The organism is Pseudophaeobacter sp. (assembly GCF_039971195.1).
GTDB lineage: Bacteria > Pseudomonadota > Alphaproteobacteria > Rhodobacterales > Rhodobacteraceae > Pseudophaeobacter.
In genome coordinates, this window is record NZ_JBDWPJ010000055.1 from 1 (window position 1) to 12,269 (window position 12,269).

15 protein-coding genes are annotated in these 12,269 nt (G+C 60.8%); 14 read left to right on the forward strand and 1 reads right to left on the reverse strand.

Translation table 11 applies throughout. The features are described 5' to 3' along the window. Together ABJP42_RS04720 and ABJP42_RS04725 are read left to right on the forward strand one after the other, a co-directional pair. A partial coding sequence (locus ABJP42_RS04720; protein WP_348338835.1) for a Holliday junction DNA helicase RuvB C-terminal domain-containing protein occupies positions 1–144 on the forward strand: 144 nt, incomplete at its 5' end. Between the two features lie 22 nt (positions 145–166). Then, positions 167–472 (forward strand): nucleoside triphosphate pyrophosphohydrolase family protein, encoded by a 306-nt coding sequence (locus ABJP42_RS04725; protein WP_348338812.1) that lies wholly within the window; start codon positions 167–169, stop codon positions 470–472. Positions 473–557: 85 nt separating this feature from the next. Here ABJP42_RS04725 and ABJP42_RS04730 read toward each other — a convergent pair whose 3' ends face one another. Further along, on the reverse strand, positions 558–878 hold the full coding sequence (locus ABJP42_RS04730) for a YciI family protein (RefSeq protein WP_348338814.1): 321 nt from the start codon (positions 876–878) through the stop codon (positions 558–560). A gap of 110 nt (positions 879–988) precedes the next feature. On the opposite strand from ABJP42_RS04730, the gene ABJP42_RS04735 reads away from it, so the two are divergent. From ABJP42_RS04735 to ftsH, 12 genes are all read left to right on the forward strand, one after another. After that, on the forward strand, positions 989–1,576 hold the full coding sequence (locus ABJP42_RS04735) for a TetR/AcrR family transcriptional regulator (RefSeq protein ID WP_348338816.1): 588 nt from the start codon (positions 989–991) through the stop codon (positions 1,574–1,576). A 105-nt stretch (positions 1,577–1,681) separates the two neighbouring features. Next, entirely contained in the window at positions 1,682–2,335 is a 654-nt protein-coding gene (locus ABJP42_RS04740; RefSeq protein ID WP_348338818.1) for a hypothetical protein, read from the forward strand. 5 nt (positions 2,336–2,340) lie between these two features. Then, on the forward strand, positions 2,341–2,895 hold the full coding sequence (thpR, locus tag ABJP42_RS04745; protein WP_348338820.1) for an RNA 2',3'-cyclic phosphodiesterase: 555 nt from the start codon (positions 2,341–2,343) through the stop codon (positions 2,893–2,895). Between the two features lie 102 nt (positions 2,896–2,997). Further along, positions 2,998–3,384, forward strand: a complete 387-nt coding sequence (gene ybgC, locus ABJP42_RS04750; protein ID WP_348338822.1) for a tol-pal system-associated acyl-CoA thioesterase — start codon at positions 2,998–3,000, stop codon at positions 3,382–3,384. A gap of 185 nt (positions 3,385–3,569) precedes the next feature. Next, positions 3,570–4,265, forward strand: coding sequence for a protein TolQ (tolQ, locus tag ABJP42_RS04755; RefSeq protein ID WP_348338824.1), 696 nt, complete (start codon positions 3,570–3,572; stop codon positions 4,263–4,265). Positions 4,266–4,268: 3 nt separating this feature from the next. Continuing rightward, entirely contained in the window at positions 4,269–4,772 is a 504-nt protein-coding gene (locus ABJP42_RS04760; protein WP_348338826.1) for an ExbD/TolR family protein, read from the forward strand. 27 nt (positions 4,773–4,799) lie between these two features. Next, complete coding sequence (locus ABJP42_RS04765; RefSeq protein ID WP_348338837.1) at positions 4,800–5,933, forward strand: energy transducer TonB; 1,134 nt, start codon at positions 4,800–4,802, stop codon at positions 5,931–5,933. Between the two features lie 130 nt (positions 5,934–6,063). Next, positions 6,064–7,401 carry a Tol-Pal system beta propeller repeat protein TolB gene (gene tolB, locus ABJP42_RS04770; RefSeq protein ID WP_348338828.1) on the forward strand — a complete coding sequence of 446 codons (1,338 nt, stop codon included), beginning with the start codon at positions 6,064–6,066 and terminating at the stop codon, positions 7,399–7,401. A 126-nt stretch (positions 7,402–7,527) separates the two neighbouring features. Beyond that, on the forward strand, positions 7,528–8,028 hold the full coding sequence (pal, locus tag ABJP42_RS04775) for a peptidoglycan-associated lipoprotein Pal (RefSeq protein ID WP_348338829.1): 501 nt from the start codon (positions 7,528–7,530) through the stop codon (positions 8,026–8,028). Between the two features lie 4 nt (positions 8,029–8,032). Continuing rightward, on the forward strand, positions 8,033–8,866 hold the full coding sequence (gene ybgF / locus ABJP42_RS04780) for a tol-pal system protein YbgF (protein WP_490363185.1): 834 nt from the start codon (positions 8,033–8,035) through the stop codon (positions 8,864–8,866). Continuing rightward, positions 8,863–10,137 carry a tRNA lysidine(34) synthetase TilS gene (gene tilS, locus ABJP42_RS04785; protein WP_348338831.1) on the forward strand — a complete coding sequence of 425 codons (1,275 nt, stop codon included), beginning with the start codon at positions 8,863–8,865 and terminating at the stop codon, positions 10,135–10,137. Before ybgF ends, tilS begins: the two co-directional genes overlap by 4 nt. Before the next feature lie 75 nt (positions 10,138–10,212). Further along, positions 10,213–12,138: an ATP-dependent zinc metalloprotease FtsH gene (gene ftsH / locus ABJP42_RS04790; RefSeq protein WP_348338833.1), complete on the forward strand. Its 1,926-nt coding sequence runs from the start codon at positions 10,213–10,215 to the stop codon at positions 12,136–12,138. Positions 12,139–12,269: the final 131 nt, after the last annotated feature.

A 12,269-nucleotide genomic window follows, 5' to 3' on the forward strand; every position in this document is an offset into this window, starting at 1 on the left:
GATTCGCTGGAGGATGTGATCGAGCCCTATCTGTTGCAGCAGGGGCTGATCCAGCGCACGCCACGTGGCCGTATGCTGGCGCAGAAGGCCTGGACCCATCTGGGGATTGCGCCGCCAAAACGTTCCAGTGATCTGTTTGACTGACGCGGCGCAGAGGACTGGCCAGATGCGCCAAGACTGTACTGCGGAGCTTGCCGCGCTGACCAAATTGGCGCGGGAGTTCTCTGAACTGTATGCGGAACGGTTCGGCATTGCCCGCGACCCGGCCTGGTATCTTGGCAAGATGAGCGAAGAGCTGGGCGAGGTCACGGTGGCCTATCTGAAGTCCGTTGGGCAGGGCCGCGGCACGGCAAGTCAGAGGGATCTGGAGGGCGAGGTGGCCGACCTTTTGGGATTTGTCCTGGTTTTTGCCGATTGGCAGGGCATCGACGCCGCCGCAGCGCTGCGGCGCAAATGGGGCGCTTACCTTTAGAGGGGCGACACCTGGCAGGGTGGCAGGCCTGGATCAACTGGCTGAGATGCCGAGGCGCAGGAATTCTGCACCCCGGCAGAGGTGACTATTTCATTTCGAGATCCAGCGCCGGGGAGATCCCGATCGTGCCGGAGCCGCTCAGATGCGGGCAGCCCTGCGCCAGGGCAATGGCATCTGCAAGGGTTTCGGCCTGGATGATGGTGATGCCTGACACCGGATTGGAGCCGCCGCCGTCAACGACTCCCGTCGGGGTTATCGTTGTCGAGGGGCCAACCGGCAGGCCGGGGTCCACCATGGCGCTGCCCAGGCTGGTGCTCCAGGCCTTCCAGTCTTCCATATGTTTGGCGCCATCTTCCGGGCCTTCGAAGTCGGGTTTTCCGTGATAGGTCAATAGGAATTTTTGCATCGTCTCTCTCCATTTGGGGTGTCCTGAAAAGAGAAATGACAGCAATCTATTTATGTTAAAGAACATATTTAGAGCTTTGCTATGAAGGGGAGGGAAGAGGAGGAGAGCCCATGCCCTACAGTGCCCAACATCGTGCAACCACCCGCGCCCGGATCGTTGAGGCGGCGCGTATTCTGTTTAACCGCCATGGGTTTCAGAATGTCACCATCGATCAGGTGATGCAGGAAGCCGGCCTGACCCGTGGTGGGTTCTACAATCATTTCAAAAACAAGGAGGCGCTGTTCAGCGAAGCGGTTGCGAGTTTCCTGATGGGGCGGGGGGCGCAGTGGCGCGCCGATGCGGGCGTTGATCTGAGCGACCTGCGCCCCGAGATGGCGCAGCAGATGATTGATGCCTATCTGTCATCTGAACATCTCGGCGATGTTGAAGGGCAATGCCCGATGATTGCGTTGCCCTCGGATGTGGCCCGGGCGGATCCGGAAACGCAGGAGTCCTTTCAGCAACTGCTGACTGCCATGGTCTGGCTGCTGGAAACCGCGATGACTGAGCAGGGTCCAGACCGGAGGCAACAGGCTCTGTCGGCAGCGGCGCTTTGTGTTGGTGGCATGGTTCTGGCCAGATCGCTGCCCAGCTCTGACCTGGCAGAGGATGTCAGATCCGCAGCCCATAAGGCCGCGACCTCCATCATTTCGACCTAGCGGGGGGGCTGCCAGTAGCGGATTTGTCGGGTTGTTCTTGTCGTTTGGCCCCATGCGGGGCATAGAGCGGCAACCTGCCTGTTACCGCCCTGAAGGGAGATCTTTATGTCGCTGGACCTGACACCGGAAGAAATCCAAGCCCTGTTTACCCGCAGCGATGGCTCTTATGGTTTTGCCCGCTGGGGGCGGCCTCTTGCGCCGATTGTCTTTGGTGTTGAGGAAAAGACCCTGCAGGTGGTGAAGGGGGCGATCGAGGCTGTGGCCACCCTGGCGGGTGCGCAGATGGCAGAGACCGACCCGGAGCTGGGCTCCAACCTGATGTTCTTTTTCTTTCGCGACTGGGCAGAGCTACTGGATGTGCCGGACCTTGGCCGCCTGATCCCGGATCTGGAGCCCCTGGTGGCGCGGCTGCAAGCGGCGGATGCCAGCCAGTACCGGGCCTTTCGCTTTGATGACACGGGCGCCATTCAGGCCAGCTTTGTTTTCCTGCGCATGCAGGGCGCCATGACCGAATTGCCCGCCGAAACCCTGGCGCTGAGCCAGGCCGCGCAGGTCATTCTGCTCTGGTCTGACCAGGCCTTCGCCGAGACCTCGCCGCTGGCCATTTTACCCGAAACTGGCGCCACCATCCTGCGGCCAGAAATCGCTGCCATTATTGCGGCGGGCTATGACCGGATGATGCCGCCTTCGGCCAATGATGCCTCCCATGCGCTGCGGCTGTTTGCCCGGCTGCAGGCGCCGGCCCCAACCCAGGGCTAGGTCAGATGCGGTGTTTCCTCGGGCTGTCGCTGCCGGATCCGGTCCTGGATCTGGTTGAACGTCTGCAGGATGAAATCCCGGTCGGAAGGCTGGTGCCGAGCGAGAACCTGCACATCACCCTGGCCTTTCTGGATGACCAGCCGGAATACCTGCTGGAAGCATTGCACCAGGAACTTAGCGCCCTGCAGGCTCCGCCACTACAGCTCGAACTGCGTGGGCTGGGGGTCATGGGCGGCAAAAACCCACGGGTGCTGAGCGCCGAGGTTACCCCCAACGCAGAACTGACCAGGCTACACCAGCGCCTGCGGTCCATGGTGCAGGCCAGCGGTATCGAGCTGCCACGCAGCCGGTTTCGCCCCCATGTCACCCTGGCGCGATTTGGGCCCCGGCTGCAGGTCGGCGAGCAACAGAAGCTGCAACAGGTGCTGCAGCACTACGGCGGCTTTTGCACGCCAGTCTTTGCGGTCACTCAGGTCACGCTCTACCGCTCGACCCTGTTACCAGAGGGCGCGCGCTACGAGGCACTGGTGGAGTACCCGCTGAACCCAGCACCAGCGTGAGAGCGCAGCGGAACTTGGGGCGCTGGGACCGTTGGGCTTGTGAGCAAAATCCACCGGTTCTAGGGTGCCGTCGAAAGCATAGGGGCACAGGAGCGCAGGCCGATGATCCATAGGTTTCCCGTCAGGGTCTATTACGAGGACACAGATATGGGTGGCATCGTCTATCACGCCAATTACCTGCGCTACATTGAACGCGCCCGCAGCGACTGGGTGCGCGGCCTTGGTAATGACCAAAACGCCATGCGCGATGCTGGGGTGATCTGGGTGGTGCAGCGGGTCGAGGCGGACTATCTGGCCTCAGCAAAATATGACGACGAGCTGCAGATCGAGACCGAAGTGCTGAAGGTGAGCCCGGCGCGGCTGACCATGGGGCAGCTGGTGAAGCGCGGCGAGACCGAGCTGTTTCGCGCCAAAGTTACCGCCGTTTGCGTGGCGGCGGACACTGGCCGCCCGACCCGACTTCCGGCAGAGATTCGCGCATTGCTGTAACAATAGGGCCTTTGCGCACTGTTTGATTGGCTTTTGCCCCAAAACTCGGCTAGCTTGCCTGCAAATAAGGCCGCGATAGACGGCTATGGACGATTGATGGCAACGAGCAGAACACGTCAACTCCTCTCATAGGGGCTGGCGGAAACCGTAAGACCGGAGTGATCCGGCAGAGATAGAGCAGGCAAATGGAAGCAGAAACTCTGGCGCTGGCGCAGGAGATTGATTTCTCCATGTGGGGTCTTTTCGCGCGGGCCACCTTTACCGTGAAACTGGTGATGTTGATGCTGACCGCGGCCTCGATCTGGTCCTGGAGCATCATCATTCAGAAACTGATCAACTACCGGCAGGCGCGCCGTCAGGCGGCCCGGTTCGACCAGGCTTTCTGGTCTGGCGAGCCACTGGACGGGCTGTTTGATCAATTGGGTCCGGATCCTGCCGGGCAATCGGAACGGATTTTTGCCGCTGGCATGACCGAATGGCGACGGAGTCATCGCAGCGATGGTGGGCTGATCCCCGGCGCTCAGGCGCGGATTGACCGCTCCATGGATGTGGCCATCGCCAAAGAGACCGAAAGCCTGCAAAGCGGATTGTCGGTGCTGGCCACCGTCGGCTCGACCGCGCCTTTTGTCGGGCTGTTTGGCACCGTCTGGGGCATCATGACGGCCTTTATCGAGATCGCGCAGCAGCAAAGCACCAATCTGGCCGTGGTCGCCCCCGGCATCGCTGAGGCGCTTTTGGCCACGGGGCTCGGCCTGCTGGCCGCCATCCCGGCGGTGGTGTTTTACAACAAGCTGAGCGCCGACAGTGACCGCATTCTGGGCGGCTATGAAGCCTTTGCCGATGAATTTGCCACCATCCTCAGCCGCCAGTTGGATTCCTGAGCGATGGGCGCGGCGGTACAACAATCCTCGGCAGGTGGGCGGCGACGTGGCAGACGGCGCGGCCGGGCGCGGCCGATGTCTGAAATCAATGTGACGCCCTTTGTGGATGTCATGCTAGTCTTGCTGATCATCTTTATGGTGGCTGCCCCGCTTACGCCGGTTGGCGTGCCGGTGGATCTGCCAAAAACCGCCGCCGGTGCCCTGCCCAGCGAGCAGGAAGAGCCGCTGACCGTGACCATGATTGCAGGCGGCGAGATCCAGATCCAGACCAGCCCGGTGGCGCGGGATGAACTGGTGGGCAAACTGCGGGCCATCGCGGCTGAGCGGACTTCGGATCGGGTGTACCTGCGGGCCGATGGCGCTATTTCCTACCGCGAGGTGATGCAGGTCATGGGGGCGCTCAATGCCGGCGGCTTTGCCAATGTGGGTCTGGTGACGGGTACTGCCGGGCCAGCCCTGGAAGGCAGTGCTCGTGATGATGGTGCTGCCAGCAGCACGGATCAATAGGCGGGGGCTGGGGGCGTTCACATGGGCGTGCAGACCGGAACCAAAATTTCTCTTGCGGGGCACAGCCTTTTGGTGGGCTGGGTTGCTTTTGGTGCTTGGCTGCCTTCTGAACCCCTGCCGATAAAGGTGCAGGAAGTTGCGGTGATCTCGGCCGAGGAGTTTGCCAAGCTGAGCCAGCAGATCCAGGCCCCGGAAGTGAGCGAAACCCCCAGCAGCCTGACCCCGCCGCAGGTGGCACCAGAGACCACTCCGGAACCGCCCGAAGTTTCCGTGCGTCCCGAGACCCGTCCGGAAACTCCGCAGCCCGAGGTTGCGCCGCCCCCCGTGGTGGATGAGCCGGTGGCCGATTTGCCCGAACCTGAGCCGGAACCAGAGGTCAGCGACAGCCTGCCCGCGCCGGTGGAACCAGAGGTAGCCCCGAGCATTATTCCGACCCTGCCAACGCCAGAGCAGGTCCGCCCGGCGGATCGTGTGGCACCGGTGCCAGTGGAGGCCCCCGAGCAGGAAGTGGCAGTGGATGATCTGGTCCAGCCCGAATTGACCCCGGATGAGGGCGCAGAGAGCGATCAGGAGGTTCAGGAGGCCACCGCGCCTGAGGCTGCCAGCGACCGGATTGTCACCGAGGCCAACGAGAATGACGAGGCCGAGCCTGCACCACCTGTGACAGCACCGGTAACCTCCGTGCGTCCCAGAACCCGCCCGCAGCGTCCTGACCCTGCTGAGGTGGCCGAAACAGCCCCTTCCGGGCCTGAGGAAACACAATCCTCTGCCATTGAGGATGCGCTGGACGCTGCCATTGCAGGCGGCGGCGAAGTGGCCGCGCCCGAACCTTCTGGCCCGCCGTTGACCGCAGGCGAGAAAGACGCGCTGCGGGTTTCCGTGTCCAAGTGCTGGAACGTCGGCTCGCTGTCGACCGAGGCGCTGAAAACCACAGTCGAAGTGGCGGTTTCCCTGGAACAGGACGGGCGGCCCAAGGTTGGCACCATCCGCATGCTGTCGAGCACCGGTGGTTCGGCTGGGGCGGCAAGACAGGCCTATGAGGCGGCACGCCGGGCCATTATCCGCTGTGGCGCGCGCGGGTTTCAGCTGCCCGGTGAAAAATACGACCATTGGCGTGACATTGTAATGACCTTTAACCCAGAAAAGATGCGTATCAAATGAGACACCAAATTGTGACTACGCCTCTGGACGGCGATGACTATGACTGGGGATGGGTCGTTTTTCCCCCTGCAAGTGCTGCCCGATCCCCTGATACTGTAACGATATTCACACCGGAAAGGACGCGACGCACATGAGGCGCACTCTCAAAGCCCTTTTGGCCAGCCTTCTCCTTGCATCCCCATTGCTGACGCTTGGCGGCGAAGCCCAGGCCCAGAACGGCCCGCTGCGGATCGAGATCACCGATGGTGTGATTGAGCCCTTGCCCTATGCGGTGCCGGATTTCCTGGCGGAAAACGCCTCGGCCTCAGAGCTGGCCAATCAGATCACCCGCGTCATTGCGGACGATCTCAACGGCACCGGATTGTTCCGCGAGGTGCCCGCCACAGCGCATATCTCGACTGTTAGCGATTTTAACGCGCCGGTGCGTTTTGCCGATTGGAAAGCGGTGAACGCCCAGGCGCTGATCACCGGGGCGGTCTCGGTCAATGGCAAGCAGCTAACGGTGCGGTTTCGCGGCTATGACGTCTTTGCTGACAATGAGCTCGGTGCGGGGCTGCAATTCAGCGGCACCACCGATGGCTGGCGTCGCATGGCGCATAAGGTAGCAGATGCTATCTACAGCCGGATCACCGGCGAAAGCGGCTATTTTGACAGCCGGGTGGTTTTTGTCTCGGAAACCGGGCCAAAAAATGACCGCCGCAAGCGACTGGCAATCATGGATTATGACGGTGCCGGGGTGCAGTATCTGACCAATAGCGCCGCGCTGGTGCTGGCGCCGCGCTTTTCGCCCACCGGCGACCGGGTGCTCTATACCAGCTACGAGAGCGGCTTTCCGCAGATCCATGTGCTGGACGTGGGCCGGGTGGAGCGTCGGGTCTTGTCGGCTGACAAGGGCATCATGAGCTTTGCGCCGCGCTTTGCCCCGGATGGTAAAACCGTGGTCTATTCACAGGCCGAAGGCGGCAATACCGATCTTTATACCATGGATATCGCCAGTGGTGCGCGCCAGCGGCTGACCCAAGCGCCCTCAATCGAAACAGCGCCCTCCTATTCGCCCGATGGCAGCCAGATCGTTTTTGAAAGCGACCGCTCCGGTACGCCGCAGCTCTATGTGATGCCGGCAAGTGGCGGCGAGGCGCGTCGTATCAGTTTTGGCAAGGGGCGCTATGGCACCCCTGTCTGGTCGCCGCGTGGGGATCTCATTGCCTTTACCAAACAGAGCAAGGGTCGCTTCCACATCGGCGTGATGCGGCTGGATGGCAGCGAAGAGCGTCTGCTGACGGCCTCGTTTCTGGACGAGGGTCCCAGCTGGTCGCCCAATGGCCGGGTGATCATGTTTACCCGTGAAACCCAGGGGGCCAATGGACGGGCGCTGCTCTATTCGGTGGATATTCTGGGGCGAAACCTCAAACCTGTGCGCACGCCCGATGGGGCCTCGGATCCGGCCTGGTCGCCCCTACAGAAATAACAAAGGCGATCTGTCTGGGAACAAGGGTGCCCCGGCGTGAAATTGCAAGACAGGAAGACCTGCATAGAATCGGCCCAATCTCTGTGATAGGTTGAGGCCAAGAACGACAAAGGAATAGGCATAGTCATGAGCGGTTTTAAGAAGGCATTTCTGCTGGTTGCAGCCCTGGGGTTGGCTGGCTGTGGCAATACACTCTGGGATGATAGCAATAGTGCTGGCGCCGGTGGCCCTGGCAGTGCTGGCTCCAACCTTGATCCGGCCAGCCCGGCCTATTTCCAGCAGACCATCGGCGACCGGGTGCTGTTCCTGGTGGATCAGTCCACCCTGAACCCCACAGCCGAGAGCATCCTGCAGGGGCAAGCGCGCTGGCTGACCGCCAACCCGGACTATATCGTGACCATTCAGGGCCATGCGGATGAGCAGGGCACACGGGAATATAACCTCGCCCTGGGTGCACGCCGGGCCAATTCGGCGCGGGAATATCTGATCTCGCAGGGGATCGCCGGATCGCGCATCCAGGTGGTGAGCTTTGGCAAGGAACGCCCGCTTGAGATCTGCTCCGATGAGAGCTGCTATGCCAAGAACCGCCGCGCTGTCACTGTGCTGGCTGGCGGATTGACGGGATAAGATGATGCGCCTGCTCAAAGCCGCCTTTCTCTCGACCACCCTGTTGGGGACACAAATGCTGGCCGCGCCCGTCTGGGCGCAGGATGCCCAGACGCTGGCGGATATCCGTCAGGAGCTGACGGTTCTGCATGTGGATATCCAGCGCCTGAAACGGGAGCTGTCAACGACAGGGGGTGTTTCCTCTGGTGCCGCGGCAGGCAGTTCGGTTCTGGACCGGGTCAGCGCCATTGAGGCCGGGTTGCAGCGGCTGACAGCACAAAGCGAGCAACTGGAATATCGCATCAACCGCATAGTCACCGATGGCACCAATCGCATTGGTGATCTGGAATTCCGCCTGGTTGAACTGGAGGGCGGCGATATTGGCGCCCTGGGTGAAACCAGCACTCTTGGCGGCGAAGAGGCGCTGGGCACCACGGGTGCGGTGCAGCCCGTTCCCGACAACGGTACCGAACTGGCGGTGGGCGAGCAGGCTGATTTTGACGCCGCAAAACAGGCCCTGAGCGAGGGGGCCCATCAGCTGGCAGCTGAGAAATTTGCGAGTTTCACACAGTCCTACCCCGGCAGCCCGCTGGCGCCCGAGGCGGATTTCAACCGCGGCAAAGCCCTCGACGGGCTGGGCGATACCCGCGAAGCGGCCCGGGCCTATCTGGCGTCTTTTACCGGCAATGCCACCAGTGCCACTGCGCCCCAGGCTCTGTTTGAACTTGGCGCTGCCCTGGGACGGCTGGGGCAGGTTGATCAGGCCTGCATCACCCTCTCTGAGGTTGGCGTGCGTTTCCCCGGTCAAGACACTGTTGCGCAGGCCAAGGTAGAGATGGCCGCATTGGGCTGCTCTTGAACCGCATCGGTCCAGAGCTGCAGGGCAGCGAAGGTCTTCTTGCGGTTCTGCGCCAGCAGTTTGCCACGCCCCTGCCTGCCCGCATTGGGGTTGCGGTGTCGGGGGGCAGTGATTCTCTGGCCCTGTTGCATCTGCTTGAAGAGTGTTTTCGCGACGACCCCGTTGAGCTGATGGTGGCCACGGTGGATCACGGGCTGCGTTCCGCATCGCGACAAGAAGCAGAATTGGTTGCAGAACTGGCGCAGGAGCTTGGCCTGCGTCACCAGCTCCTGACCTGGGAGGATGGCCCCAGAGCCACTGGCAACCTGCAGGATCAGGCGCGGCGCGCCCGCTATGATTTGTTGACGGATTGGGCACGGCAGAACGGCATTCCGGTTCTGGCTTTGGGCCATACGGCGGATGATCAGGCCGAAACCGTGTTGATGCGGTTGATGCGGGCTTCGGGCGTGACCGGCCTGGCCGGTATTCCGACGCGCCGAACCCAGGACGGTGTGTCCCTGCTGCGGCCCATCTTGTCCCTGCGGCGGGCTGAGTTGCGGGGCTACCTGGAGGCGCGCGGCTGTGCCTGGGTTGAGGATCCTTCAAATGAGGACACCCGGTTTGACCGGGTTAAAACCCGTCAGGTGCTTGGTGTGTTGGAAGAGTTGGGGCTGTCGGTAGAGGCCCTGTCCACGGTGGCGCAAAACATGGGCAAGGCCAACACGGCTTTGGGCTGGTATGCTTTCTTGGCGGCGCGTGATATGGTTCAGGTTAAGGTCGGCGCAGTTGTGTTGGATCTGCGCAAATTTCGCATTTTGCCGGATGAAACAGCCCATCGGCTGATGATGCAGGCACTTTTATGGATTTCCGGCGGACAATATCCGCCGAGACGTCAAGCGATGATGGCGGCGGTTGCAACAGCGCAACGGGGCGGATCAACCACCCTGTCGGGCTGTCGAATTCTGTGCCATCGAGGCAGTATCTGGATCTGCCGTGAGAGCGTTTCGGTGCAGAAAACAGCCTCCTCTGCGGGGGAGATATGGGACCGAAGATGGCGTATTTTTGCAGGCAAATTAGATGCTTGTGAGATTCGCGCCTTGGGAGCTGAAGGCCTGCAGCACTGTCCTGATTGGCGCGATCAGGGCTGTCCTGCGGCGGTTTTGGAAGTCACGCCTGCCCTGTGGCGGAAGGGCGAATTGATCGCCGCACCACTGGCCGGTTTGGCCAATGGATGCGTCGCGGAACCGATAAATAGTGCAGAAGAGTTCTTTGCATCGCTTTTATCGCATTGAACCTGCCTGAATGTTCCTTATTTTATGCGCAACGAGGGCGCCCTGCGAGGGTGCCCGGATATTGGGAGATATTCCTTGGGTAACGCACGCAACATCGCCTTCTGGGTTGTTCTGTTTGTCTTGATCCTGGCGCTGTTCAATTTGTTCAGTGGTTCAGGCGGCACGATGCAGAGCAACGAACGCTCTTTTTCGGATTTTGTCACTTCGGTTGAAGCAGGCAAAGTCAGCACCGTGGTGCTGGATGGGGAGCAAGTTCGCTACACCGCAGATGGTCAGAACTTTGTCACCATCCGTCCGTCGGATGCCGAGGTCACGCAGCTGCTGATCGAGAACAATATTCCGGTGCGGGCTGAAAAGCAGCAGCAATCCGGGTTCCAGTCTTTCCTGATCACCCTGTTGCCTTTTGTGCTGCTGATTGGGGTCTGGATCTACTTCATGAACCGGATGCAGGGTGGCGGCAAGGGCGGCGCCATGGGCTTTGGCAAATCCAAGGCCAAGATGCTGACGGAAAAACACGGCCGTGTCACATTTGACGATGTCGCCGGTATTGATGAAGCCAAGGAAGAGCTGGAAGAGATTGTCGAGTTCCTGCGCAACCCGCAGAAATTCTCCCGTCTTGGCGGCAAAATCCCCAAGGGGGCGCTGCTTGTTGGCCCTCCCGGTACTGGTAAAACCCTGCTGGCCCGCGCCATCGCTGGCGAGGCCGGGGTTCCCTTCTTCACCATTTCGGGTTCCGACTTTGTTGAGATGTTCGTTGGTGTGGGTGCCTCTCGTGTGCGCGACATGTTCGAGCAGGCAAAAAAGAACGCGCCCTGCATTGTCTTTATCGATGAGATCGACGCCGTGGGCCGCCATCGTGGCGCCGGTTATGGCGGCGGCAATGATGAGCGCGAACAGACATTGAACCAGCTGCTGGTTGAGATGGACGGCTTTGAAGCCAATGAAGGCGTCATCATCCTGGCCGCCACCAACCGTAAAGACGTGCTGGATCCGGCCCTGCTGCGTCCGGGTCGTTTTGACCGCAATGTCACTGTGGGCAATCCTGACATCAAGGGCCGCGAGAAGATCCTTGGCGTGCATGCCCGCAAGACCCCGCTGGGTCCTGATGTGGATCTGCGCATCATTGCCCGTGGGACGCCCGGGTTCTCGGGGGCGGATCTGGCCAATCTTGTCAACGAATCTGCCCTGATGGCCGCCCGTGTTGGCCGCCGCTTTGTCACCATGGAGGATTTTGAATCCGCCAAGGACAAGGTGATGATGGGGGCCGAGCGCCGCTCGATGGTGATGACCCAGGAGCAAAAAGAAATGACCGCCTACCATGAGGCGGGTCATGCGGTTGTCGGGATCACCCTGCCAAAATGTGATCCGGTTTATAAGGCGACCATCATTCCACGCGGCGGCGCCCTGGGCATGGTGATGAGCCTACCGGAATTTGACCGCCTGAATATGTTCAAAGAAGAATGTCACCAGCGCCTGGCCATGGCGATGGCGGGCAAGGCGGCTGAAATTATCAAATATGGTGAAAGCGAAGTCTCCAATGGTCCTGCCGGTGACATCCAGCAGGCTTCGGGTCTGGCCCGTGCCATGGTGATGCAATGGGGCATGTCCGACAAGGTCGGTAACATTGACTACCAGGAGGCCGCGGCGGGCTATCAGAACAATGGGGGGGCCGGTGGTTTTTCGGTTTCGGCTGCAACCAAAGAGCTGATCGAAGGCGAAGTGAAACGCTTGATCGATGAAGGCTATCAGCGTGCGCGCAAGATTCTCACCGAGAACAACGAGGGTTTTGAGCGTCTGGCGCAGGGGCTGCTGGAATATGAAACCCTCACCGGGGATGAGATCAAGCGGGTGATGAACGGTGAGCCGCCGCATGAAAAGGATGATGATTCCGATGCAGATGAAGGCACGGCTTCGGTAACCGCCATCCCCAAAGCCAAGCCAAAGAAGCCCAAGGCAGATGGAGATTCAGGCACCGATCTGGAGCCGGAACCAACCTCGTAGGGTTGACTTTCTTTAGCAACAAAAAAGCCCCAAGACCTGACCCGGTTTTGGGGCTTTTGCTTTGAACTCTGTTCCGCACCAAAAGCCATTTGAAACCAAAGGCTGGTTGTAGGGGTGGCGCTGGGGGCGGG